Source organism: Burkholderia sp. AU30198, from assembly GCF_020419825.1.
Lineage (GTDB): Bacteria > Pseudomonadota > Gammaproteobacteria > Burkholderiales > Burkholderiaceae > Burkholderia.
The window spans coordinates 184018-208199 of record NZ_JAIZSA010000005.1; the positions used below are offsets into that span (position 1 = coordinate 184018).

General features: G+C 64.9%; 19 protein-coding genes and 1 pseudogene. 9 read left to right on the forward strand and 11 right to left on the reverse strand.

Translation table 11 applies throughout. The features are described from left to right. Positions 1-29 precede the first annotated feature (29 nt). Entirely contained in the window at positions 30-2132 is a 2103-nt protein-coding gene (locus LGN19_RS13955; RefSeq protein ID WP_226215274.1) for a putative bifunctional diguanylate cyclase/phosphodiesterase, read from the reverse strand. Positions 2133-2235: 103 nt separating this feature from the next. Between LGN19_RS13955 and LGN19_RS13960 the strand changes: the two genes are divergently transcribed. Next, positions 2236-2466, forward strand: coding sequence for a hypothetical protein (locus LGN19_RS13960; RefSeq protein WP_226215276.1), 231 nt, complete (start codon positions 2236-2238; stop codon positions 2464-2466). 75 nt (positions 2467-2541) lie between these two features. Here LGN19_RS13960 and LGN19_RS13965 read toward each other — a convergent pair whose 3' ends face one another. The 3 genes from LGN19_RS13965 to LGN19_RS13975 all read right to left on the reverse strand — a co-directional run bounded on the left by LGN19_RS13965 (position 2542) and on the right by LGN19_RS13975 (position 6502). Beyond that, positions 2542-2793, reverse strand: coding sequence for a hypothetical protein (locus tag LGN19_RS13965; protein ID WP_226215278.1), 252 nt, complete (start codon positions 2791-2793; stop codon positions 2542-2544). A 110-nt stretch (positions 2794-2903) separates the two neighbouring features. Beyond that, positions 2904-4601 carry a M4 family metallopeptidase gene (locus tag LGN19_RS13970; RefSeq protein WP_226215280.1) on the reverse strand — a complete coding sequence of 566 codons (1698 nt, stop codon included), beginning with the start codon at positions 4599-4601 and terminating at the stop codon, positions 2904-2906. Between the two features lie 686 nt (positions 4602-5287). Continuing rightward, positions 5288-6502 carry an MFS transporter gene (locus LGN19_RS13975; protein ID WP_226215282.1) on the reverse strand — a complete coding sequence of 405 codons (1215 nt, stop codon included), beginning with the start codon at positions 6500-6502 and terminating at the stop codon, positions 5288-5290. 472 nt (positions 6503-6974) lie between these two features. On the opposite strand from LGN19_RS13975, the gene LGN19_RS13980 reads away from it, so the two are divergent. Continuing rightward, positions 6975-7505 (forward strand): toxin, encoded by a 531-nt coding sequence (locus LGN19_RS13980; protein WP_174961941.1) that lies wholly within the window; start codon positions 6975-6977, stop codon positions 7503-7505. Between the two features lie 18 nt (positions 7506-7523). Here LGN19_RS13980 and LGN19_RS13985 read toward each other — a convergent pair whose 3' ends face one another. From LGN19_RS13985 to LGN19_RS14010, 6 genes are all read right to left on the reverse strand, one after another. Continuing rightward, complete coding sequence (locus LGN19_RS13985; protein WP_226215284.1) at positions 7524-8273, reverse strand: SDR family oxidoreductase; 750 nt, start codon at positions 8271-8273, stop codon at positions 7524-7526. 244 nt (positions 8274-8517) lie between these two features. After that, the gene (locus LGN19_RS13990; RefSeq protein ID WP_226215286.1) at positions 8518-8925 is read right to left on the reverse strand and encodes a VOC family protein; all 408 of its coding nucleotides are present in this window, start codon (positions 8923-8925) and stop codon (positions 8518-8520) included. A 316-nt stretch (positions 8926-9241) separates the two neighbouring features. Further along, the gene (locus tag LGN19_RS13995; protein WP_226215288.1) at positions 9242-10042 is read right to left on the reverse strand and encodes a hypothetical protein; all 801 of its coding nucleotides are present in this window, start codon (positions 10040-10042) and stop codon (positions 9242-9244) included. Positions 10043-10570: 528 nt separating this feature from the next. Further along, positions 10571-10861, reverse strand: a complete 291-nt coding sequence (locus LGN19_RS14000) for a hypothetical protein (RefSeq protein WP_226215290.1) — start codon at positions 10859-10861, stop codon at positions 10571-10573. Between the two features lie 124 nt (positions 10862-10985). After that, on the reverse strand, positions 10986-14600 hold the full coding sequence (locus tag LGN19_RS14005) for a YadA family autotransporter adhesin (protein ID WP_226215292.1): 3615 nt from the start codon (positions 14598-14600) through the stop codon (positions 10986-10988). A 914-nt stretch (positions 14601-15514) separates the two neighbouring features. Beyond that, positions 15515-15652 carry a hypothetical protein gene (locus LGN19_RS14010; protein WP_164462876.1) on the reverse strand — a complete coding sequence of 46 codons (138 nt, stop codon included), beginning with the start codon at positions 15650-15652 and terminating at the stop codon, positions 15515-15517. Between the two features lie 82 nt (positions 15653-15734). On the opposite strand from LGN19_RS14010, the gene LGN19_RS14015 reads away from it, so the two are divergent. Further along, on the forward strand, positions 15735-16541 hold the full coding sequence (locus LGN19_RS14015; RefSeq protein ID WP_226215294.1) for a response regulator: 807 nt from the start codon (positions 15735-15737) through the stop codon (positions 16539-16541). A gap of 9 nt (positions 16542-16550) precedes the next feature. Here the strand turns inward: LGN19_RS14015 and LGN19_RS14020 are convergent, their stop codons facing one another. Beyond that, a complete protein-coding gene (locus tag LGN19_RS14020; RefSeq protein ID WP_226215296.1) occupies positions 16551-17576 on the reverse strand; it encodes an AraC family transcriptional regulator in 1026 nt (341 codons plus the stop codon). Between the two features lie 351 nt (positions 17577-17927). Here LGN19_RS14020 and LGN19_RS14025 point away from each other — a divergent pair, with 351 nt between their 5' ends. The 6 genes and pseudogenes from LGN19_RS14025 (at position 17928) to LGN19_RS14050 (ending at position 24182) form a co-directional block, all read left to right on the forward strand. Beyond that, positions 17928-19175 carry a dienelactone hydrolase family protein gene (locus LGN19_RS14025; protein ID WP_226215298.1) on the forward strand — a complete coding sequence of 416 codons (1248 nt, stop codon included), beginning with the start codon at positions 17928-17930 and terminating at the stop codon, positions 19173-19175. Positions 19176-19215: 40 nt separating this feature from the next. Then, positions 19216-19955: pseudogene (locus tag LGN19_RS14030) on the forward strand (SDR family oxidoreductase). A 64-nt stretch (positions 19956-20019) separates the two neighbouring features. Then, positions 20020-21258 (forward strand): styrene monooxygenase/indole monooxygenase family protein, encoded by a 1239-nt coding sequence (locus tag LGN19_RS14035; RefSeq protein ID WP_226215300.1) that lies wholly within the window; start codon positions 20020-20022, stop codon positions 21256-21258. 5 nt (positions 21259-21263) lie between these two features. After that, complete coding sequence (locus tag LGN19_RS14040) at positions 21264-21791, forward strand: flavin reductase family protein (protein ID WP_226215303.1); 528 nt, start codon at positions 21264-21266, stop codon at positions 21789-21791. A 36-nt stretch (positions 21792-21827) separates the two neighbouring features. Then, entirely contained in the window at positions 21828-22784 is a 957-nt protein-coding gene (locus LGN19_RS14045; RefSeq protein WP_122950613.1) for a transporter, read from the forward strand. A gap of 135 nt (positions 22785-22919) precedes the next feature. Then, entirely contained in the window at positions 22920-24182 is a 1263-nt protein-coding gene (locus tag LGN19_RS14050) for a serine hydrolase domain-containing protein (protein ID WP_226215307.1), read from the forward strand.

A 24182-nucleotide genomic window follows, 5' to 3' on the forward strand; every position in this document is an offset into this window, starting at 1 on the left:
GGGCGGGTTGCCGTGTCCGGCGTCGAGGGTTACGCGCGCCGGTCCGGGGCGATATCGGCCTTGACGGCCGATTCGGACGCGGGAACCGGCGTGCGGACGCGGTTGCCGCCGGTCAGCGCAATCTGCCCGCTGCCGACGATCTCGTTGAGTGGTGCGGGCCGGCCGAGCAGGAAGCCCTGCGCTTCGTCGCAGCCCTCGTCGGCGAGCAACGCAAGCTGGTCGCGCGTTTCGATGCCTTCGGCCAGGATCGGAATGCCCAGGCTCTTGCCGAGCGCGAGCACGGCGCGGATGATCGCGCGATCCTGCGGTTTCGCCTCCGCGTCGGCGACGAACGACTGGTCGAGCTTGATGCGGTCGAACGGGAACGAGCGCAGCGTGTCGAGCGACGAATAGCCGGTACCGAAATCGTCGAGCGCGATGCTGACGCCCAGCGCCTTGATCTGCCGCAGCGTGTCCAGTGCGCGCGCGCGGCCGGCGAAGATCGTCGATTCGGTCAGCTCCAGCTGCAGGCGCGACGCCGGCAGGCGGGTTTCTTCGAGCACGTTGGCCACGAGCGCCGTCAGGTCCGTGTGCATGAACTGCACCGCCGATATGTTCACCGCGACCGCATAGGGCGGCTCCCACGTGGCCGCCCGCGCGCATGCCTCGCGCAGCACCCATTCGCCGATCTCCAGGATCACGCCGTTCTCCTCGGCGAGCGGAATGAACTCGGCGGGCGGAATCGTGCCGAGCGTCGCGTGCTGCCAGCGCAGCAGCGCCTCATAGCCGCGGATCTCGCCGGTCGCGAGCGAAGTCTGTACCTGGTAGTGGATGCTCAGCTGGTGGTCGGCCACCGCGCGGCGCAGGTCGGCCGCGAGGCTGCGGCGCGCGCGGACGATCAGGTCCATCGCCGGCTCGTAGAAGCAGATCGTTTGCGCGATGCTGCCCTTGGCGCGATACATCGCGAGGTCCGCGTTGTTGATCAGGATGGCCTTGGTGATGGCGTCGTCCGGGAAGATCGCGACGCCGAAGCTCGCGCCCGGCACGACCTCGTAGTCGTCCAGCCTGACCGGCTTGTAGAGCGCCGGCTCGAGCCGCTCGAGCAGATCCATCAGGCGCGTGTCGTCGTCCATCCGGCAAAGCGCCGCGAATTCGTCGCCGCCGATGCGGGCGACGAATTCGCCGTCGCGCAGCAGGTTCGCCATGCGCCGCGCGAGGATGCGCAGCACCTCGTCGCCGGCGTGGTGGCCGCGCAGGTCGTTGATTTCCTTGAAGCGGTTCAGGTCGATGCCGATCAGCGCGAGCTTCGTGCCGCGTTCTTGCGCGAGCCCGATTTCGAGGTCCAGCCGTTCGTTGAAGCTCGCCCGGTTCGGCAGGCCGGTCAGCATGTCGCTCAGCGCCAGCCGGCGCAGGTGTTCGAGCGATTCGGCCCGCACGTTGCTGTCGATCACGTAGCTCACGAGCCCCGTGCAGACGATCACGAGCGACATGCCCGCGACCGCCAGCGCCAGCGGGCGCAGCGCGCTCATGTCGGTCCAGGTGCCGTCGAGCGTCAGCGGCGTGATGCGTAGCGCGGACATCCCGGTGAAATGCAGCGCGAGGATCGCGAGCGACAGCACGCCGGCCATCTGGTTGACTGCGTGCGGCGACGGCCGCATCGCGAGGTGCAGCGCGAGCGCCGCGAGGGTCGTCGCCAGGAACACCGACGCGATCAGGTAGCCGACGTCCCACGACACGATGCCCTCGACTCGCCACGCGAGCATGCCGGTGTAGTGCATCAGCACGATCGCCACGCCGACGATCGCGCCGCCGAGCGCGGGCGCGGCCTTGACGGTGCGACAGGTCGTCAGCGCGAAGCCGATCGTGCTGCCGCCGACCGCGATGAGCAGCGATACGAGCGTGAGCGGCAGGTTGAAGTGCACGGGCGCGCCGGCGTCGAAGCCGAGCATCGCGATGAAGTGCGTGCACCAGATCGCCACGCCGGCCGAAATGGCCGTCAGCACCTGCCAGCCGAGCCGCTGCGTGCCGGAAGTGTTCACCGTGCGCTGGAACAGGCGCGCGGTGACCCACGAGCCGGAGCCGCACAACAGTGCGGCAAGCAATACCAGCCAGAGATTGTGCCGATGAACGATGCACCCGAAAACTGTCGCCAAAACCTTCCTTCCCCTATCCGTCGCATGGGCTGATGCTGTTCCCGATCGAAGCGGCGAGGCGATGCCACATCGATCGGGAGCGCCTTCAAGATATCGGCACGTGATGAATAAACTGAACGCCGCGCGGCTGCGCGCAAACGATTTCCCGGAACATATTTTTTTGTGGAAAAAAGTGCCGGAACGAGACGGGATGGGAGTTCGACGGATTGACCGATGGCTTGCCAATCAACCGGGCGGTGTCGGCGATGGGTCATGCGGTGGAGTTCCGCCGTGGCTCACCGCCAGCTTTCGGGGGGACATCGCGGATTACCGGGGAGTGCGGCGCGGATCTTGAAGGCGATGTGTTCCTCGTCGCGGCATCCGCGCCCTGCTGCTGCGCTTCCGACCTTCCGTGCGGAGTGGCGGCAGATCAATGAAACATGCGACGCCTGAATCCGGGCATGAGATTGAGGGTGTCGGCAAGTTTGACATGCCTGTGCTTCGGCGCATCATCGGCCGAATTCGGATAAGCGCGCTCAGTGATGAACGAGAATCGGCACGCGGATTGCTGCCGGCGCGACCGTGCCGGCATGCGGCGCCGATGAACGGGATACGCGACGGACAGGATGAAAGCGGCGTTCCAAAGATCGACCGCCTGCGATCGCAGGCGGTCGATCAACATCTGCCCAATCGTTCGACTGCGTATCGCGTGGCCTCGATCGGCACCGCTTTCTCCGAAACGAAATACCGCCACGCGATCATCGGGCGTTCAACGCACGCACAACGACGCCATCAATTCACCCCGACCGCACTCCATGCGCGAGCGACCGTTGCGCTTTCGGCCGAGTTCGCGCCGTACAGGTCGTTCGCCGCCTGGATCGATGCACGACGTGCGTTCGGGTAGCTGGAGTTGGCGTTCAGGTACACGGTCAGCGTCCGGTACCAGATCTTGCCGGCCTTCTCGCGACCCAGGCCGCTGAAGGTCGTGTCGCCATTGCAGACCAGCTGCGCCTTCGTCAGACCGGTATCGGTCGACGGCACCGTCGGGCCTTCCGCCAGCAGGTAGAACAGGCGGTTGCCGACGCCCGACGTGAAATGCGGATCGTGGCGCGGATTCGACCACGAGAATCCGCCGGACGGGTAACAGCTGAACGACCGGCCATCGAGATCCTGCTTGTACATCTTGCGCAGGCCGCCGCTCACCACGCGTGCACCGATCACGTAGTTGCCGGGATCGTTCGGATTGTTGGCGTAGTACTTCACGAGCGTGCCGAAAATGTCGGACGTCGACTCGTTCAGGCCACCGGCATCGCCCGAATAGTTCAGGTTGGCCGTGGCCTCGGTCACGCCGTGGCTCATCTCGTGTCCGGCGACGTCGACCGACACGACAGGTTTCGGCAGACTGGTGCCGGGTTGGCCGTCGCCGTACACCATCACGTGCGAGGAGAGCCATGCCGCATTCGCGCCGGTCGTGCCGCTGCCGGTATTGAATACCACGTGTGCATAGCTCTTCACGCCGCGGCCGTCGTTGAAGATGCCGTTGCGGTTGTGCGCCGTCTTGTAGTAGTCCCAAGTGAGTGCGAGACCATAATCGATGTCGGCGGCGACAGTCTGCCGGTCGGTGGTCGTGTTGTTGCCCCACACGTTCGTGCTGCTCGTGAAGATCGACAGGTCGGTCGCCTGCTCGACGTCGTCCGAAGTCAGGCCGCGGCCGTCGTAGACCGAACCGGCGCCGCGACTCGGATCGAGCATCCGGTACGCGTTCGTGCCCGTCTGGTCCGTGGTGAGCGTCAGGTCGCCGTAGTACAACGAGCGGCCGGTGCCGGTCGCGGCGGCGGTCTTGATCAGGTCCTGTGCGTCGAGCACGGCGCCGGTGCGCGCGTCGACGTAGTACAGCACCGCATCGCCGTGCGTATCGGTTGCCTTGCCGTATACGCGCACGGCGTAGGCCAGCGTCGGGGTGACGTCGCGCGCGAACACGACGAGTTCCGCGTCATCGACGCGGCGCACGTCCGAGTCGAAACGCGCGGCCGCGATGCGCTTGACCCTGGCCGCGCCGATGTCGGGTGCGTTGCGTACCACGGAGCGGTTTCCGACCTTGCCGATCGTGCCGGCGAGATTGATCGGCGCGAGCTGGGTCACGCTCGCCTGCTTCAACTGCCCCTTGCTCGAATGGACGACGACGTCACCGCCGATTACCGGCAGCCCCGCGTAAAAGCGGTCGAAACGCACGTGCTCGGTGCCGTCGGGATCGACGATCACGTCGCGTACCTGGAACTGATCGCCGTCCGTCGGCGCACTGGCCTGCGGCCCCGCGAACTTCAACGTGCGTGCGGCGCCGCCGACTGCGAGACTGAAGGCGGACGGGTTCTGCTGGATCAGTTGCAGTGCCTTGTCAACCGTGGCCGACTGGTCGCCGGCTTGGGCAAAAGCACTGAGACTCGCGACGGTAATCGCGGTGATGGACAGCAGACGAGACAGTTTCTTCATGTAATCCCCCGGGTTATAAGTGGGTGATGTTCGAGGAATGCATCAAGGTCAGACTTTCAAGACATGTCACGAACAGCAGAGGGATCCTAGAAGGTCATTTTTATAATTACAAGATATTTTCTATTTGATTAATTTTTACCGTCAACCATGTTAATCGAGTCATGTTTTGGTGAGGAATTTGAAATGATCTCGTCGGTTGAGATGGCGGGATCGGCGACATTGCATTGGCGGGATATGCTTGGCGAGCCCGGTGTCACTTGGGGGAGGTAGCGTGTGACGCGGATCGAGCTGGACGGGCGATGTGAAACCAGGGTAAAGCGCCGGATACTATTTGCTTTATTAAATATTGATTTTGATTGTTGCCAATCCGGGTGTATCAACGCGATTTTTAATGCCCCTCGATTTTCGACCTCGACGGAGGTTCCTTTAAATTCGTAGTGAAAGCCTGACGAACGACGCGCGAGATAATGCTTTCTACGAATCTCTTTCTTGCCCGGTGCGACGCCCCCATCTCAAGTACGCGTCACACTTTCTCCCGCATCGGAAGGCCCGCGCTCTGGCACCGGTTGCGCGCGCTTCTGACCACCTGTCGCGCCAGTCATACGTGAAGCGGATGTGCGTTGGCACGCTGCCATTTCCGACGGAGACGCATGCGGTCGACGAACCGTCCGTTGACGATCGGCCGACTACCCGCCCCTCACCTTCAACCGCACCACCAGCCACGTCAGCGCCCCCAGCACGAACACGGCGAGCGTCCACGTGCCGCCATGGTGCTGCAGCACCGCGGCTGTCGCGGCGACGCCCGCCAGTCCTTGCTGAAGGAAGCCGCACAAGGCCATCGCATGCGCGCCATGTTCGTGCGCATCACTGACGGCGGTCGCCATGCTGTTCGGAAACAGCACGGCCTGGCCGAAAATCGCCAGGCAATACAGCGCGATGAAAATCCACAGGCCGGTGAAGTGGGTCAGCAGGCCGCCCAGCCACGACGCCAGCATCAACGTGGTTGCCAGCGCAACCAGCGCGGCGCCGGCATGCATCAGCCGCACGCCGCCGAGCCGTCTCACGAGGCGATTGACGAGCATCGCGCCACTGAAATAGGCGACGCCTAGCAACAGGCCGATACTGCCGAAGCTCGTCACGGCCAGCTTGAAATGCTCCTGGAACACGAACGGACTCACTTCCTGCAAGGTCACGGTCGTCGCGAACCCTAACCCGCCTGCGCAGGCTGGCCACAGGAAACCCGGGCGCCGCAGCAGGATCCAATAGGTGCCGGCCATGCCCGACGTGACCACGGTGCGGCTTCCCGCCTTCAACGGCAACACGCACGAGAGACCGATCGCCAGCACCGCGATGACGGCCATCAGCACGAAACCCGTTTGCCAATGACTGTATCGGCCGATCAGCCCGCCGACGAACTGGCCGCCGCCCAGCGCGGTGATGAAGGCGATCGACAACACGGAGAGCCGTCGCGCCAGTTCGTCACCGCGCCAGTTGTCGCGGACGATGATTCTGGCGATGATCGCCGCGCCGCCGCCCCCGATGCCCTGGATGGCGCGCAACACGAGCAGTGCCGGTGCGACCGTGCAGTTGGCGAGCAACAGGCTGCTGGTGGCGAACAACAGCAGCGAGATCAGCAGCGGGCCTCGCCTGCCCCAGCGTTCCGCAGCGGCGCCCCAGAACGGCACCGGCAGCGCCGCGCCGATCACATAGGCGGAGATGGAGAATTCGGCGCCGCCTTGCGTCATCTTCAATTCGCGCATGACGACAGGCAGCGATGGCAAGTACACCGTCGTCGCCATTTGCGCCATGAATACGATCAGGCACACCAGTACCATCAGGGGAACAGTCGACACGGCAGGTTCGCACGGCGCGCCGGCGGCAAGAACGGGTTTGTCGCTCATGCGCGGTCTCGGTCCGATCGAGACGCGTGCTCCGTCTTGGCCCATCCACGCGCACATCGCGGGATCCCGTCGCAAGCGCCGCCCGCATGCATGCGCTCCCGCAACCCGTGTTCGGTCGTCATCGTTTCTCTCTTTCGATCTTGTTGACGTTCATCGCGGCCGCGTGCTGCCCGCCCCTCGCGCGAGATTGTACAAAACGCGGGACGTGCCTGCACGAGACCCCACGCCTGTCGTTACCATCGCAACGGCGAACATTCGGGAACGGTGTCGCCACGACGTCTCGTGCGGCCGATTCCGGGGACATTCGAACCCGTCCGGTACCGCATGCGCTCAATGCATCGAGGCCCCCAGGACGCGCATGACGCCCCGTGTGCCCGTTGCCCGAACCGATCGAAGACACCGCATCGTTTCGGCACATGAGGCACACATGAGGCACAATAGCCGGCTTCCAAAATCACCCCCGGCCAAACACATGCGCTTCATCGTCGTTGGAACCAGCGGAGCGGGGAAATCCACCTTTTCGAGCGCACTGGCGGCGGCGGCAGGCTGCCCGTACGTCGAGCTGGATCGACTCTACTGGGGCCCGGGCTGGACAGCCGTGCCGCCGGAACAGTTCGAGAACGCCGTGCTGGCCGCGACGGCCGGCGACCGGTGGGTCGCCGACGGGAACTACAGCGCGGTGCGCGACGTGCTCTGGTCGAGAGCCACGCACGTGATCTGGCTCAACTTCGGGCGACGGACGGTATTCTCCCGGGTGCTCTGGCGCACGTTGAGCCGCGGGCTCATGCGCACCGAGCTGTCGCACGGTAACCGCGAGTCGCTGCGGATGGCATTCTCCCGGGAGTCGGTGCTGCTGTGGTCATACACCACGTTCGCGAAGAATCGCGTCAAGTTCGCCGCCCTGCGTGACGACCCGAAATACGCGCATCTCCACTGGACGGAAATCACCGAGCCTTCGCGCACCCGCGCGGTCATCGACATGCTGGCCCGCGCCGGCAGTTGAGCTTGCCCCAACAGGGCATCACTTCACGGCCGCATTGCCGCCGTCGGCGAAGAGGGCCGAGCCAGTCACGAAACTGGCCATCGGGCTCGCCAGGAACAGCGCCGCGGATGCGATCTCGTCGGGGTGGGCAATGCGCTTCATCGCGTGGAGCCCGGCCGCCCATTCCTTCTGCTCACGGTCTCCCCCCATCGCGGTATCCACACCGCCCGGCAACAGTGCGTTTGCCCGAATTCCCCGTGCCGCATAGTCCGCGGCGATTCCCTTCACCAATCCCATCAAACCGGCCTTCGACGCGCCATACGCGGCCATGCCGGGAAGCCCGACGCTGGTTCCGACGAAGCTGGACGTGAAGACGATCGCACCGCCTCCGCGTTCGAGCATCGCGGGAATCTGGTTGCTTGCTCCCAGGAAGGCCGCCGTCAGATTGACGGACAGCGTGTGCTGCCAGTCGTCGAGCGAGATGTCGGCGAGCGGCTTGAGCGGCCCGACCGTCCCCGCGTTGTTGATCGCGATGTCGAGACCGCCGAATTCGCGCTGGGCCGTCGCGACGAGCCGTCGATGCGTATCGGCGTGACCGACGTCGCCGGCGCAGGGGTATGCCTGCCCGCCCTGACGACGGATCTCCTCGGCAACCTGATTCAGGGTGGCTTCGTTTCGCGCGCCCAACACGATTGACGCGCCGTGCGCCGCGAACATCAACGCGATCGCACGGCCGATGCCGGTAGAAGCACCGGTGACGATGGCGACTTTTCCTTCGAGTAAGGTCATTTTTTCATCCCGTGAGTGAGGTTCGTCACGGCAATGTAGGTGACCGTACGCGGGCAGACACTCCGTTTCTTGCTTTTCAAGTCCTGCTCGACGCAAACCGAGCGTCGGGTTGCGGCTGGTGCGGATCGGCCATGTCGCGCACCGCAGCGATCTGCACCGGACGGCAATCCCCAGGCCTTCGCGTACCCGCGCGATCATCGACGGGCTGGCTCGCGCCGGCGCTTGAGCGCGACGCGTACCCGCGTCAGTCGTCGAACGTGCCGCGATATTCCGGCGCGGCATCCGCGCGCGTGTTCAGTTCGAACATCACGCCGCCCGGTGCGCGGCAGAAGAAGCGCGAACCGCGCCCGTTGTTGAAGACGTCCGTCACCATCTCGACGCCGTCTTCCCTGAAGCACTCGAACAACGCGCGAACGGCATCGAGGCTCGGCAGTTCGAACCCGACGTGGAAATTCGTCGGCCATGCCGGCAGGTCGTCGCTGACGTAGTCGATCACCACGTCGAAGCCCGCACGCTTGAGGATCCAGGATTTTTCCCAGCTTCCCGCGATCGTGAAGCCGAGGTGCCGCTCGAAGAATCGGGCCGTCGCCAGTGTGTCGGCCGACGGGAAGCTCAGGTGATTGAGCTTCATGGTTTGCGTAATGGCAGTCATTGCGAGTCTCTGTCATGCGTCGATCGGCGGAGGCCCCATGCCGTTCCGCCCGACGAATTCAGAATACGAGCCGACGCTCACATTCGACAACTCGCATTGGACGCCCGTTTCGACCGCGCGCGAACCCGCGTGGAACCGCGGGCCGAGGCGCGGATGCGATCACCGTGGATCGCGCTACTCGCATTCGGCCTGGGTTGGCCCGAACGACATCATTTCCGGCACCATCGACAGGCTGTTTCTCGGGATAGACATCGCCATTCGATCCTCTTCGTGGACAAGTGGCGCCCTCGTTGACAGCGCCATGCCGGAGGCCGCCCTACGGCTTCGCCGCTTCGTAAACCTTCGTCTTCGGATTGAACCTGTATTCGACGACGTCCGCGGCGCCATAGGTCTTCTTCCGACCGGCGTTGTCGATACCCGTCCCCTTCATCGCCACACGAAGACGCGGCCAATCGCGACCGTCGGTCGACAGGAAGGCCAGGGTCGACGAACCGGCCACGCACGGGATGTGATTGCCGGTGCCGCCGGCATCGCACGCGGCGCCGTTGTCGTTGCCGCGAAACACGTTGCCGGCATAGGTCCAGTCGGTATCGTCAGGATTGCTTGACGCATTGGCATGCTGATAGACGAACATGCTGAACGACTTGATCCGGGTGCCGGCAGCCAGATGCCAGGTCGGGACCGCCAGCACGATCTGCCCGTCCGGCGTTGTCGTGCTCACGGCGGGTTCCTTGTCGTCGATCGTGTCGGCCTTCTCATAGCCGCCAAATTCGCCGATGGAGCGCTCCGACTCGACCAGGTTCCAGCCGGCCACGCCACCGTCCGTGGTCCATTCGAAGGTGGCCTCGGTGATCGTCACCTTGGCATCGGGCGCCGGGGCGGCGGTTTTCTCCTGTTCGGCGTACTTGTTCGGCGTGTCGTAAGCGAACCCGGTGAAATAGTGGTTCCCGTTCAGATCGAACGCGTGGCCGTACCAGTAAGAGGCCTGGCTGCCGTTGGCGATCTCCATCGTGTCCTCGCCATGCGCGTCCTTCTGGTAAATGCCCTCGAGCACCTGGCCGGGCCTCGGCGGCACGGGTGCCGGGCGCTTCTCGCTGCCCTCGCCTTGTGCGGCCACGGCCTGCGTCGCCGACGCGGCGGCCGACTGCGCATTCGATGCAGCATCGGCATGCCCGGATTTATCCCCGCATGCCGCGACCAGAAGCGAAACGACGGACAGCCACGCAAACTTCCCGATCATGTGCCTTTACCCCTGTATGCGATCCCGTGATGCATCGTTATGTGACCCGATGCAATCTCACGGGATGCATTAACGGATATCGCTGTTCGATATCGATTGCCCGGCCGACCGATTCAAGCGCCGGGTTGTGTTGAACGAATGGAGCGGATTGTCCGGGCGTTCAGCGCCACCGGGCGTCGTGACCGGCGGGGAACGCAGACGGCATGACGGCAAGTGCTGCACAGGCAGACGGCCGAATTTGACGCGGCAACGCGAAGCGCTGCTCGGGAAGCATCTTGTTGACGGGTTTCATCGTTTTCATTTGTCGTGGTCGGCGCCAATACGGGATTGGAAGACGTGCTCGGACACGCTCAACGCGGGTTGCGTTGCGCCAGTCGACGATTATCGCCACTATCGGCAAATAAATCATCCATCGACGGCATTGGCGGACGTTGTTTCTCGTAGAGAAATGTCGACCGCATTTGGCGATAACGCGTGAAATACGTTGGCAGTTGGCGCCGAAAAAGCGTTTGCCTTCATACGCTTTACACAATCTGCCAGGTCGCAAGTCACGCTTACCGATGGGGTGTAGCCGGTCGCCCGGACCGATGTCGGCATCCCGTCGATGCCATTTTTCCGGTGCTTGCCGTGTGAAACTCGAGCATGAGGCAAGCCATATCGCGTGCCGGACACGCCCGGCGCGGCCATGTCGATCATCACGGCGCATCAAACGCCGAAGGCCCGGGGGCGACAGCGCCCCCGGGCCACGGATTTCCCGCCGGTGCCGGGCATCACAACCGCTGCCCGGCACCTCCGGTCGATCGATGCTGCGCGAACGACGTCAGAACTGGTAACCGGCGCCCACCACCGCGCCGAAGTCCGAACGCGCGTTGCCCGTCACCGACGCCTTGACGACCCAGCGGTTGCTTTCCGTCACGTACGAGTACCCGGCGGCGAAACCCTGCTGGCCGTGATAGTTCGACGTAGCCGCCGAGACCATCGAGCGGCCCGCGCCCGTCGGTTGCGGCAGGCCGGCGACGGCCATTGCCGATGCCACACCACCGTACATGTCCTTCTTCAGATCGTTGAACGAGTTGTACACCTGGCCGATGCGCTGGTCGGTGTAGCCCTTCGCCTGCGTCGTAGCGGTCGACAGGTTGTCGTTCAGCTGCTGCACGTTCACCGCGTCGGTCGGCGCCGTGCCGGCCGCGACGTTCGTGACCTGACGTTCGCTGCCCTTCGCACCGACCGAGAACGAATTGTCGCGATCGGCGACGGAGCCCTGACCGACCGCCACCGCGTTCTTGCCGGTTGCGGTGGCCGTCGACCCGATCGAACCCGCATCGGCACGCGCGATCCACGTGGTGTTCGCATCGGTCGCCGCCGCGCGGATCTGGTCGTTGGCCGCCGCGTTCTTCAGTGCATTGTTGAACTGGCCCATGTTGACCGCGTCGTTGTCCTTCACGCCGGCCGCGACACCGGTCAGCACGCGGTCGCCCGCCGTGCCCGAGAAGTTCACGCTGGTGCCGCCGGAGTCCTTCCCGACCGTGATCGCACCGTTCGGATCCTGCTGCTGCACGAGGCCGGCCTTGCCGTTCGCGATGTTGGTGACGTTCCCCTGCAGGTTCGTGATGTCGGTCGTGTTCTTCGCGACTTGCTGGTTGGTCGCGTAGAGCTGCGAGCCGTTCACCGCGTCCGTGCTGGTCGAGCTGAGCGTACCGGCCTGCACGTTGGTGATGCGCGTGCCACCGGCGCCGCCGAGGGTGATCGAGCTCTTCGAGCTGTCGTCGTACTGCACCGCAAGCGCGCCGAGCTGATTGAGATTCGACTGCACGCTCTTCAGCTGCTTCACGTTCACTGCGTCCGTATCGTCGGTGCCCGCCGCAACGTTCTTCAGCACGACCGCCGCCTTCGTGTCGCCGCCGATGAGCGATACCGAGTTCATCCGGTTGCCGTTTGCGTCGACATCGTACTTGACGACGTTCTTCACGGCCTCGCCCGCCTGATTGGACACCTGCGTGATCTGCTGTTCGAGCGACGATTTCACGCCGGACAACTGGCCGCCGTTCACCGCGTCCGTGCTGCCCGCGGCGATGTTGCCGTCGGCCACGTTGGTCAGCTTCGTCGGGGCACCGCCGCGCGCCGCGTTGTATGCGCCTGCCTTCGGGTCGAACTGCAGCGCGTCCTGCTGCAGCCCGGCGATCGCGGCCGTGTTGCCGGCGATATTCGTTTCAGCATTGCCGATGCGCGTTTCGTGATTCTCGAGCGTCGTCGTGTTGCTGCCGACGCGGGTGTCGAGGTTGGTGAGCGCGTCGCCGACGTTGTTGAACGAGCCGTCGCCGACTTTATACGTCGGCGCGCTGATCGTGCCGTCCGGATTCGCCTTCGCACCGCCGCCCAGCGCAGCCGCCGTACCGTCGGTCGCGCGGCGCAGTTGCGCGCCGTTCACCGCGTCCGTGCTGCCGGCCGCGACGTTGCCTTCCGCGACGTTGGTCAGTCGCACCGGGCTACCGCCGTTGCCTGCGCCGAGCGAAACCTGCTTCTTGCTCGCGTCGTCGTACTTCACGGCGAGCGCATCGAGCTGGCTCGTGCCGTCCTGGATCGCCGCGTTCAACTGGTCGACGTTGACTGCGTCCGTGCCGTTCTTGCCGGCCGCGACATTGCCGATGCGTTGCGGACCGTTGCCGCCGTGGCTCGCATCGTAGGTGCCGAGGTTCGCGTTCCACTGGAGCGCGTCCTGCTGGAGTGCCGCGATGTTGCCCGTATTCGTCGTCACCTGGTTGCCGAGCGTCGTCACGTTGTTGCTCACGGTCGTGATCGACTGATTCAGCGTGTCGGTCGCCTTGCCGAGCTGGCCAACGTTCACGGCGTCGCTCGCGGCAACGCCGTCCGCCACGTTGTGCACGCCAACCGGCGACTGCGCCCCCTTGCCGCCGAGCGTGACACCGCTGTGTGCGTCATCGTCGTACTGCACGGCGTTCTTCGTCGCGTTGCCGATCTGGTTGGTAACCGACGTGCTCAGGTTACCCAGCGTCGTGCTGATGTTGTTCGTCACGCTCGTGCTGAGCGACGACAGGCCGCCGTTCAGCTGCCCGACGTTCACCGCGTCGGTGTTCGCGACACCAGCCGCGACGTTGTGCAGCGTCGTGCCGTTCGTACCGGCGAACGTCACCGAGTCGAATCCGCTCTGGCCGTCGTACTTCACGTTGCGGGCGTCGGCCGCCTGCAGGTTGGTGATATTGGTGGTCGCCGTGCTCAGCGACGTATTGATGCCGGTGACGCTGGTCTGCAGGTTCGTGATGTTCGACGCTGCCGTCGAAATCGACGTCTGCAGCGGTGCGACGGTGCCCTTCAGCTGACCCACGTTGACCGCATCGGTGTCGGCGACGCCGGTTGCAACGCCGCCGATCTTGGTGCCGTTGCTGCCGTCGAGCGCGATCGCCGCGTGCGAATCGTCGGTGTATTTCACGACGTTCTTCGTCGCCGTCACGATGCTGGTGCTGAGGCTGTTGCCCACATTGGTCACGCGCTGGTCGACGTTCGAGATCGTGGTCGACAGCGAATTGCCGACCGACGTCACCCGCGCGTCGACGGTGGCAATGCTCGTGCTGAGCGTGCCGTTCACGTTCTTCAGCTGCTGGACGTTGACGGCGTCCGTATCGGCCGCGCCCGCCGCGACGTTCTTGAGCTGGCGCTCCTTGCCGATCGCGCCGAACGATACCGCGCCGCCGACCGGCGCGGCCGTGCCGCCGAACACCGGTGTGCCGCCGTTGTTTGCGCCGGTGCTGCCCGAGCCGATCGCCACCTGGTTGTTGTCGTTCGTCTGCGCGCCCGCACCGATTGCCACGGATTGCGTGCCGCCGGCGCGCGTTTGGGTGGCCGCGTCATACGACGCGCCGGCCGACACGCCGTCGCTCGTCGTCGGGTTGGCGCCGCCGATCGCCACCGAACGATCACCGCTCGCCAGCGCCGAGTGGCCGAGTGCGATCGAGCTCGTGCCGTGCGCATCGGCGACGTTGCCGAGCGCCATCGAGAAATCGCCGACCGCGGCCGACTGGCGACCGATGGCGAGCGCCGTATTCCCTTGCGCGACGGCGACCGTGCCGATCGCCGTGGCCGAGTTCGCCAGCGCCTGCGAACCGACGCCGATCGCAATCGCGCCGCCGTTGCTGGTACCGCCCTTGCTGGCCGCATTCGACTGGTCGCCGATCGCGATACCGCTGGCACTCGCCTTGGCATTCGTCCCCATCGTGACGTTGTTGGTACTCACCGCCACGTAGGTCCCGCTCTTGGTCGCCACGCACTGCGGGTTGGTCCCGTCGATGCACTGACCGCTCAGCGCGTTGTCCGGGTTGCCGCGGTCGACGAAATTGTCCGCCTGTGCGGTGCCCGCGATCAGGACACCTGCCCCCGTGAACATGGCGGCGGCCAGCGCCGAAATCTGCTTCCTCTTCATGGTCTTCTGCTCCGTTATTTAGCGTTTGGTTTGAATACGGACTACTTAATTTTCTTGAAGGCTTCAGCTGCGATTGCGATTACGACTTCAGTGCGGAACCCGACTCCCGCGCCGGCCTGAGCGTGCGGAAGGCGACACGCATCGTCCGCCCGTGGCGACGGGACGTTCGAAAGCCCGGGCACGCCGTTCGTGTTACGGCCCGTTCCGTTAATCCGGTTAATGCATTAGGAATGCATATTGGTTCGTATGGACGAACTCGCCCAGCGACTGAATCCGGAGATTCAACCCGCCGTTATGGACACCCCTGATTTGATGTCGCGCCGACCGCGACCAACCCCGCTTCTTTTATTTCATCCGCGGCAACCGGATTTTCGCTTGCACGCAACGAACCTGCGTTCGGATACACATCAATTGATGCCCCGGATCCGAATCGCACAACGTCCGTCACAACCCGCCGCGCCTTGCGTTACCTTGTGCAACCCTGCATTCAAAGTTCGGACGAATTATGAGACACGATCTAAAATTATTGAAGGCGACATTCTTTATAGATTGTAAAATTCAATACATTCAATGGGTTACATTGAAAATTCGCGCCTCGCAAACGATTTCGCGCCGGAAAAATTATTCGAAATGTTTTGTCGAGCGGATAAATGCTTTGCTGAAGCGGATTAAGGATAAATTCCGGTAAAAAATTTTCAAAAAATTCGCCCGACCACGAAATTGCGAGCAGGACAAGAACGGCAATGGCGGAAATGGACAAGCATTACCGCCTGTACCACACCACAAGCGCACGCCACAACGCGCATTGGAAAATCAGAAAGACGGAATGGGTGGAATTGCGTCGATGCATCTGGCCAGAATTGAAATATACCCCTACAATTCGGCCCGCATCGATACTGGCAGCCGTACCCTTTTCAAGGTACGGCGACGGCAACGCTCCGCGCCTTTACCGGAGCAGCGATCAAAACAAGCCATGCCGGGTATTCCGCCGATTGGTTGTTGGTCGCGTAGTTTGACGAAATCCGAATATCGATGCGCTTGTGCGTCGTCATAGAGCGGCTTCCGACGATTATTCCGAACCGGGCCGGCCACCCGCAGGAACGCAGCCAGCGGCCATTCCAGAACAGGTGCACGATGCCTCCATCGATCTCCGCATTGGGCGACGTCCATATCCTGATCGTCGACGATCAACCCGACCAGCTTCGCTTGCTGATCGACATCCTGCGCAGCACCGGGTGCCGGATCAGCATTGCATCCGACGGGGCACAAGCGTGCCAGCGCGCGCAGGCGCTCATGCCCGACCTGATCCTGATGGATGTCCGCATGCCGCGCATGGACGGCTTCACCGCGTGCCGGCTGCTTGCCGCCGATCCGCTGACGTGCGCGATTCCGGTCATCTTCCTGACCGTGGCCGGCGCATTGCACGAACGCCTCGAAGGGTTCGAGATCGGCTGCGTCGACTATGTCGTGAAGCCGTTCGAGCCGGCCGAAGTGCTCGCGCGGATTCGCGTGCAGCTCGCGCGGGCGAAGCGCGCCCGGCCCGTCGACACGGAAAGCCCGTTCGCGGCCGGCAAGGATGACGACATCATCGTGCGTGCGGCGATCCGCCACCTGGCACGAACGTTGAACGATCCACCGACGGTGGAGCAACTGGCTCGCGCGGTCGGCACACATGAAAAGCGGCTGTCGCGCGCGTTTCGCGACAATCTCGGCCAGACGGTGTTCGAGTATCTGCGGCACGAGCGGCTGCGGATCGCGCAGGAGCTGCTGGATTCGACCTCGCTCAGCATTGCCAGCATCGCGCAGGAAATCGGTTTTTCCACGCCGGCGAATTTCGCGACCGCATTCCGCGAACGTTTCGGCCTCACGCCGACCGAGTGGCGGCGCCAGCGCCACACTGGCAAACGTGCCGTGCGGCGGGAACCGCAACGCGACGCTTGAGACGCGTCCCTAGGCGCGCACGCGCCGCATCCTGAGCGTCGCCGAAGGCGATTCCCCGAACGCCCGCTTGTACTCGATCGCAAACCGCCCGAGGTGCGCGAAGCCCCATTTCAGCGCGATGTCCGTCACCGACGCGAGCCCCGGCGACTCGTCGGCCAGCAGTTCCTCGCGCACATGTTGCAGCCGCAACTGCCGCACGAAGCCCATCGGCGTGATCCCGTGGCGATGCCGAAAGCCGGCGAACAGCGTGCTCGGGCTGACGCCGGCGAGTTCGGCGAGCCGTTCGATCGTCAGCGGCTCGTCGAGATGCGCGCGGATGTAGTCCTCGACGCGCCGCACGTAGAACGGTGCGAGCGCCACCGGCAGGTGCCGCGTGCCGTTGCGCGCGCTGTTCGGGTGGCCATGCAGCAGCAGGTTGAGCAGCGTCGATTCGAGCTGCTCGAACGCGAGCGGGTGACGCAGCGGATGCGCATCCGTCGCGATCGCGCCGGCGAGGATCGGCAGCATCTGCGCCAGGCATGTGCCCTGCGACGATGACAGGCTGAATTCCGGTTCGAATTCGACCGGCGCACGCCGGTCGTCGCCGAAATGCCGCTGCGCGTGGCGCTCCATCACTTCCCGCTCGATGCGCAGGATGACTTGCGGGCACGCATCGCCCCAGCGCATCTTCAGCGACAGCGTCGGCGAGATCAGCGACGCGGTGCCCGGCGACGACACGAAACGCGCCGCGCCGCACTCGATCTCCGCGTCACCGCGCAGCGGGATCTGCAACAGGAAGAAGTGTTCGAGCGGCCCGGGCTCGATGCTGACCCCGCCGCCATAATCGAGCAGGTTCAACGACAGGTTGCCCCAGCGCGCATGATGCATGCAGCTGTGCAGCGCGCGCGATTCGCCGGTCGGCGTGAGCCGGTGCGGCTTGAATACGTCGGCGACGCGCGCGCGCACCTCGTCGACATCGTTAGACTGCAGCAGCAGGTTGTCGTGATTGAAACAGGCGGCGTCGGCCAGCCAGCCTGTTTCGGAAAATTGCGCCATCGATGTTCTCCCGTCATGCTCGATTGCACTCGCGCCGTGCAGGCGTTCCCGGTATGGGGCATCCGCCGCACGATCCGGATAGCGCCCGGAGTATCCGGACAGTCCGGCCGCCAAAGCACGCAAGTCCCGCGCAAACGACGCAAGAAGCGGACCGTTCGCGCATCGTAGAAAACTGTGCGGGACTTCCGCATCCGCACATACCCGCAGTCAGCCGCGCGCCCGCCCACGCGCGGCGGCCGGTGCAGCAGGTTTCCGGAATTCGCGGATACCGGCCGAAGAAAGCGGATAGAAGTGCCCATTTCGTCCGCCAATACTGGGCTCGTCGCAGCAATGAAACGAATGGAGGGACATATGAAAGGACGTCACATCGAGATTCCGTCGCCGGATGGCGGCACGTTCCGCGCGTACCTGAGCACGCCGGCCGGCGGCACGGGGCCGGGCATCGTGCTGTGCCACGAGATCTTCGGCGCGAACGCGACGATGCGGGAAGCCGCCGACTACTACGCGGAGGAAGGCTATACGGTGCTCGTGCCCGACCTGTTCTGGCGCCAGGCGCCGGGAATCGAACTCGGTTACACAGCCACCGATGTCGAACGCGCGATGGCCCTTTACCGCGAATACGACGAGAACAAGGGCGTCGAGGACGTCGGCGCCGCGCTGGACGCACTCAAGCAGCTGCCGGAATGCACGGGCGAAGCCGGCGTGCTCGGCTACTGCCTCGGCGGCAAGCTCGCCTATCTCGCCGCGTGCCGGCTGCCGGGCGTGGCCGCGGCGGTCAGCTACTACGGCGTGGGCATCGAGCAGGCGCTCGACGAGGCGTCGCACCTGCACGGCCGGCTCGTGCTGCAGATGGCGGGGCAGGACCGCTTCTGCCCGCCCGACGCGCAGCAGCGCATTGCCGAAGCGCTCGCCGGGCGCGACGGCGTCGACGTGTACGTGTATCCGGGCGTCGATCACGCGTTCGCACGCGTCGGCGGCGATCATTTCGACAAGGCCGCCGCGGTGATGGCCCACCAGCGCGCGATTGCCGCGTTCCGTGCCGCGCTCGGCCCGCACTACGATCTGTCCACACTGTGGGAAGTGCATCTCAAGCACGAATTCGACACACGCAACGTCGACGCGACGATGGCGACGATGGTCGCCGAGCCCTATGTCAACCATATTCCGACACTGACGGGCGGCGTCGGCCATGACGAGCTCAAGCGCTTCTACACGCATCACTTCGTGCATGCGAATCCGCCCGACACGACGATCACGCCGATCTCGCGCACGATCGGCGCGAGCCAGATCGTCGACGAGCTGCTGTTCTGCTTCACGCACACCACCGAGATCGACTGGATGCTGCCGGGCGTCGCGCCGACCGGCAAGCGCGTCGAGATTCCGCTCGTCGCGATCGTCAAGTTTCGCGGCGACAAGCTCTATCACGAGCACATCTACTGGGATCAGGCGAGCGTGCTGGTGCAGATCGGCCTGCTCGATCCGGCCGGCCTGCCGGTCGCGGGCGTCGAAACGGCCCGCAAGCTGCTCGACGTAACCGTGCCGTCGAACGGTCTGATGCGCCGCTGGCAGGACAGCGAGCCGCCGACGGGCGGGCATTGACGCGGCCCTTCCCTCACACAACCATGTTCGGAGACACCCCATGACTGCCCTTGCTGGCAAAGTCGCGATCGTCACCGGCGGTGCCACGCTGATCGGCGCCGCGGTCGCGCAGGACCTGAGCCGCGCCGGTGCGTGCGTCGCGATCCTCGATCTCGATGCGGAGAACGGCGCGCGCGTGGCCGCTACGCTCGGCGAACAGGCGATGTTCGTCGCGCTCGACATCACCGACGATCAGGCGATCGAGCGTGCGATATCGGCCATTGCCGAACGGTTCAGCGCGATCGACGTGCTCGTCAACCTCGCGTGCAGCTACGTCGACAACGGCATCCAGGCGACCCGCAACGACTGGCTCGCCGCGATGGACGTCAACGTCGTATCGGCGGCGCGATCGTGAACTTCAGCTCGATCTCGGCCCAGTGCGCGCAAACCGGCCGCTGGCTGTACCCGACGTCGAAGGCGGCGATCCGCCAGCTCACGCGCAGCATGGCGATGGATCTCGCGCCCGATCACATTCGCGTCAACTCGGTGTCGCCGGGATGGACGTGGTCGCGCGTGATGGACGAGCTGACGCACGGCGATCGTGCGAAGACCGATCGCGTCGCCGCGCCGTTCCACCTGCTCGGCCGCGTCGGCGATCCGTCCGAGGTCGCGCAGGTCGTGACGTTCCTGTGCAGCGATGCGGCGAGCTTCGTCACGGGCGCCGACTACGCGGTGGACGGCGGCTATTCCGCGATGGGCCCCGAACAGGCGGTGCCGGCCATTCCGCGTCTCGCGGAGTGACCGTTCGTCGCCGCCGCTTCCCGCAATCACTCCGGCCGGCATCCGGCCACCCAAGGACATTCCCATGAGACGCATCGCCATCGTCGGCGCCGGCCAGTCCGGCCTGCAACTCGCCTTCGCCCTGCTCGACCAGGGCTACCACGTCACGCTTGCGACCAATCGCGACGCCGAACAGATCCGCACCGGCAAGGTCATGTCGAGCCAGTGCATGTTCCACACGTCATTGCAGATCGAGCGCGACCTCGGCCTGAACACATGGGAGGAAGCGTGCCCGTCCGTCGAGGGGATCGGCATCGCGGTGCCGCATCCGGACGGCAATGGCCGCAAGGCGATCGACTGGTCGTCGCGGCTCACCCGCTATGCGCAGTCGGTCGACCAGCGCGTGAAAATGGCCGACTGGCTCGATGGCGTGCGCCGCCGCGGTGCGGACGTGCGCATTGGCGACATCGGCGTGCCCGAACTCGAGGAACTGGCGCGCAGCCACGACCTCGTGCTGCTCGCGGCCGGCAAGGGCGAGATCGTCAACCTGCTCGGCCGCGACGACGCGCGCAGCGCGTTCGACCGCCCGCAGCGCGCGCTGGCCCTCACCTATGTGAAAGGGATGACGCCGAGCCAGCCGTATTCGCGGGTGCGCTTCAACCTGCTGCCCGGCATCGGCGAGTATTTTGTCTTCCCCGCGCTGACCGTGACGGGCCCGTGCGAAATCATGGTGTTCGAAGGCATTCCGGGCGGCCCGCTCGACTGCTGGGCCGACGTGAAGACGCCCGAGCAGCATCTGGACCGGAGCCTGTCGTTCCTGCAGCAATACGTGCCGTGGGAATTCGAGCGCTGCCGCGACGTCGAGCTCACCGATCCGAACGGTACGCTGGCCGGGCGCTTCGCGCCGACGGTGCGCAAGCCGTTCTTCCGGCTGCCGTCGGGCCGCACGGTGTTCGGGATGGCCGATGCGGTGGTCGTCAACGATCCGATCACAGGCCAGGGATCGAACAATGCCGCGAAATGCGCGAACGCGTATTTCGACGCGATCGTCGCGCGCGATGCCGCGCCGTTCGACCAAGACTGGATGCAGCAGACGTTCGAAGGCTACTGGGCCTATGCGCAGCATGTCGTGCGCTGGACCAACTCGCTGCTCGCCCCGCCGCCGCCGCACATCCTCGAACTGCTCGGCGCGGCCGGTCAGCTGCCTTCGCTCGCCGCGGCGATCGTCGACGGCTTCGACGATCCGCGCCGCTTCTCGCCGTGGTGGTTCGAGCCGTCGGCCTGCGCGGCGATGATCCGTGAACACAGCCTGCGTGCGGGGTAACCGACATGGAAACGACCGCCACCGCCAGCCCGGCCCTCGACCCGATGCAATTGCGCGCCGCGTTCGGGCAATTCCCGACCGGCGTGACCGTGATCACCACGTGCGCGACCGACGGACGCAAGGTGGGCCTCACCGCCAATTCGTTTTCGTCGCTGTCGCTCGATCCGCCGCTCGTGCTGTGGAGCCTGCGCAAGCTCGCGCCGAGCCGCCCGGATTTCGTCGCGGCCACCCATTTCGCGATCAACATCCTCGCGCACGACCAGATCGACCTGTCGCGCCGCTTCGCGACGCCCAGCGCCGACAAGTTCGACGGCGTGCTTCACGTCGATTCGCAGACGGGCGGCGTACCCTGCCTCGACGGCGCGAGCGCGCGCTTCGTGTGCCGCAACGTCGGCCACTACGAAGGCGGTGATCACCTGCTCTTCATCGGCCAGATCGAGCAATTCGACGCGTTCGGAAAGGCGCCGCTCGTGTTCCATGCCGGTCAGTATCGCGCGATCGCCGATCATCCCGATCTTTTTCGCGCTGCTTGATTAGTTATACCAACAAATATCCAGGAGGTGGTGAACATGACATTCGGCTCTCGCCTGCTCGTCGTCGCAGGCCTCACGATTGCCGGCATGGCCGCAAGCGCGCCGGCCAGCGCGACCGACCTGCCGGCGGTCAACCTCGGCATGACCAGCTTCCTCGACGGGATGCCGCCGGCCGGCTCCGGCTGGTACGGCACGCAGTACCTGCAGTACTACACGGCCGGCCGCGTTAACGACAATGCGGGCAACAAGGTCGGGCTGCCCAAGCAGGACATCGACCTGTTCGCGGGGCTGAGCCAACTCGTCTATCAGTCGCCGTTGACGTTCGCGGGCATGCATCCCGGCCTTGACGTGATCCTGCCGTGGATCGCGTCGGCGCGGACCGACGACGGCATCGGCAACGTCGCGCTGAATGCGCGTGCCGGCTTCGGCGACCTGCTGATCGGCCCGTTCATCCAGTTCGACCCGGTGATGGGCGCGCAAGGCCCGCGCTTCGCGCAGCGCGTCGAATTCCAGTTCATCGCGCCGACGGGCGCCTACGATCCGTCGCGCGCGATCAACCCCGGCAGCCATTTCTGGTCGTTCGATCCGTACTGGGCGGCAACACTCTGGCTCACGCCCAAGTGGACCGTGTCGTGGCGGCTGCATTATTTGTGGAACGCGACCAACCATCAGCCGGCCACATCGCTCGGCCCGGACGTGACGTCGACGCAGGCCGGGCAGGCCATCCACGCGAACTTCGCGACCGAGTACGAAGTGCGGCCCGGCCTGCGGCTGGGGCTCAACGGCTACTGGCTGAGGCAGACCACCGACATGAAGGAAAACGGGCAGGACGTGCCGGGCACGCGGGAGGCCGTGTTCGCGATCGGCCCGGGAGCCATGTATAGCTTCTCGCAGCAGGATCATCTGATGTTCAACGCGTACTTCGAGACCTATGCGCGGAACCGGCCGCAAGGCACGCGGATGGTGCTGCGGTATGTGCATCACTTTCAGTGACGGCCGCCACCGGGTGAACGGCCCCGATCGCTATCGTCAGACGAAACATGCGGACTGCAGGCATCCGCGCGCCTGTCCTATAGTTTTGGAGAAGGCAACGCAGGCGATACGTCACGACCACGGAGGGTCCGCGCGATGGCCACTTCAGCAACCTCCCGGTTCTTGTCGAACGTATCGCGGCGGCTGGTGCGCGGCATGGTTGCCGTCGCACCGGCCGTGGTCATCGGCCTCGCCGTTTCCGCGTGCGGCGGCGACAGTTCGCCGGCGTCGAACGGGCCCGCGTTCGCAGACGCGGCGCGCCCGCAGATCAACGCGCTGCTCGCGGACACGCTGACACCCGGCGCGGTCGTCTATGTGCAATCGCCGCAGGGCAACTGGCTCGAGTCGTTCGGCACGGCCGTGCGAGGCACGAACACGCCGATACCGACGAATGCGCACTTTCGCGTCGGCAGCGTAACGAAGACCTGGACCGGCACGGTGATCCTGCAACTCGTCCAGGAAGGCCAGCTGAGTCTCGGCGACACCATCAGCAAGTTCGTCGCGAACGTGCCCAACGGCAATACGATCACGATCGAACAGTTGTTGACGATGCGCAGCGGCCTCTACAACTATTCGACGAATCTCGCGTTCAACCAGACGCTCGATGCGCAGCCGGACATGGTGTGGACCACGTCCGAGTTGCTGGGGATCGCGGAAGGCCAACCCGTCTATTTCCCGCCCGGCACGGATTTTCGCTATTCGAATACGAACACGGTGCTGCTCGGGCTCGTCATCGAGCAACTGACCGGCATGAGCGCGGCCGATGCGATGAACGCGCGCCTGTTTGCGCCGCTCGGCCTCGCTAATACCTTTCTTCCGCCGCAGCAGGACACGTCACTGCCGGCACCGGCACCGCAGGGCTATCAATGGGGCACCAATGCCGAAACGACCGACAGCGACACGCTGTCGCCCCAGCGCCAGGCTGACGCGAAAAGCGGCGCGCTGCAGCCGACGAACGTGACCAGCGTCAATACGTCGTGGGCGTGGACGGCCGGCTCCGGCATTTCAACCGTGACGGAACTGGCCGCCTACGTGCAGCGGATGGTCGGCGGCGGCTACCTGAACGCCGACCTGCAGGCGCAACGGCTCGCCAGCTGCACGCCGATCGATGCGACCGATCCGATGTCGGCGAGCTACTGCCTGGGCCTGGCCAAATTCGGCACGTTCTACGGACATACCGGCGAGATTCCGGGCTTCAACACCTTCATGGGCTACGACCCGGTCACGAAAACGACGATCGTCACGTGGGCGAACACGGCTGCCGCGCCCGATGGGCGCGCACCGGCCAACGAAATCGCGCGGATCATCATGGGCGAACTCAGCAAGGCGGCCGAGGTGCCGAGCGAAGGTCGGCCTTGA

What these genes read in the sequence shown, in the direction of transcription:
- LGN19_RS13960 (WP_226215276.1), top strand. Translation starts at nt 2,236, where the DNA reads ATGAATAAACTGAACGCCGCGCGGCTGCGCGCAAACGATTTCCCGGAA.
- LGN19_RS14005 (WP_226215292.1), bottom strand. Translation starts at nt 14,600, where the DNA reads ATGAAGAGGAAGCAGATTTCGGCGCTGGCCGCCGCCATGTTCACGGGG.
- LGN19_RS14045 (WP_122950613.1), top strand. Translation starts at nt 21,828, where the DNA reads ATGACATTCGGCTCTCGCCTGCTCGTCGTCGCAGGCCTCACGATTGCC.
- LGN19_RS14015 (WP_226215294.1), top strand. Translation starts at nt 15,735, where the DNA reads ATGCCTCCATCGATCTCCGCATTGGGCGACGTCCATATCCTGATCGTC.
- LGN19_RS13965 (WP_226215278.1), bottom strand. Translation starts at nt 2,793, where the DNA reads ATGTTGATCGACCGCCTGCGATCGCAGGCGGTCGATCTTTGGAACGCC.
- LGN19_RS13985 (WP_226215284.1), bottom strand. Translation starts at nt 8,273, where the DNA reads ATGACCTTACTCGAAGGAAAAGTCGCCATCGTCACCGGTGCTTCTACC.
- LGN19_RS14050 (WP_226215307.1), top strand. Translation starts at nt 22,920, where the DNA reads ATGGCCACTTCAGCAACCTCCCGGTTCTTGTCGAACGTATCGCGGCGG.
- LGN19_RS14025 (WP_226215298.1), top strand. Translation starts at nt 17,928, where the DNA reads ATGAAAGGACGTCACATCGAGATTCCGTCGCCGGATGGCGGCACGTTC.
- LGN19_RS13980 (WP_174961941.1), top strand. Translation starts at nt 6,975, where the DNA reads ATGCGCTTCATCGTCGTTGGAACCAGCGGAGCGGGGAAATCCACCTTT.
- LGN19_RS14000 (WP_226215290.1), bottom strand. Translation starts at nt 10,861, where the DNA reads ATGATCGACATGGCCGCGCCGGGCGTGTCCGGCACGCGATATGGCTTG.
- LGN19_RS14035 (WP_226215300.1), top strand. Translation starts at nt 20,020, where the DNA reads ATGAGACGCATCGCCATCGTCGGCGCCGGCCAGTCCGGCCTGCAACTC.
- LGN19_RS13975 (WP_226215282.1), bottom strand. Translation starts at nt 6,502, where the DNA reads ATGAGCGACAAACCCGTTCTTGCCGCCGGCGCGCCGTGCGAACCTGCC.
- LGN19_RS14010 (WP_164462876.1), bottom strand. Translation starts at nt 15,652, where the DNA reads ATGACGACGCACAAGCGCATCGATATTCGGATTTCGTCAAACTACGCG.
- LGN19_RS14040 (WP_226215303.1), top strand. Translation starts at nt 21,264, where the DNA reads ATGGAAACGACCGCCACCGCCAGCCCGGCCCTCGACCCGATGCAATTG.
- LGN19_RS13990 (WP_226215286.1), bottom strand. Translation starts at nt 8,925, where the DNA reads ATGACTGCCATTACGCAAACCATGAAGCTCAATCACCTGAGCTTCCCG.
- LGN19_RS13970 (WP_226215280.1), bottom strand. Translation starts at nt 4,601, where the DNA reads ATGAAGAAACTGTCTCGTCTGCTGTCCATCACCGCGATTACCGTCGCG.
- LGN19_RS14020 (WP_226215296.1), bottom strand. Translation starts at nt 17,576, where the DNA reads ATGGCGCAATTTTCCGAAACAGGCTGGCTGGCCGACGCCGCCTGTTTC.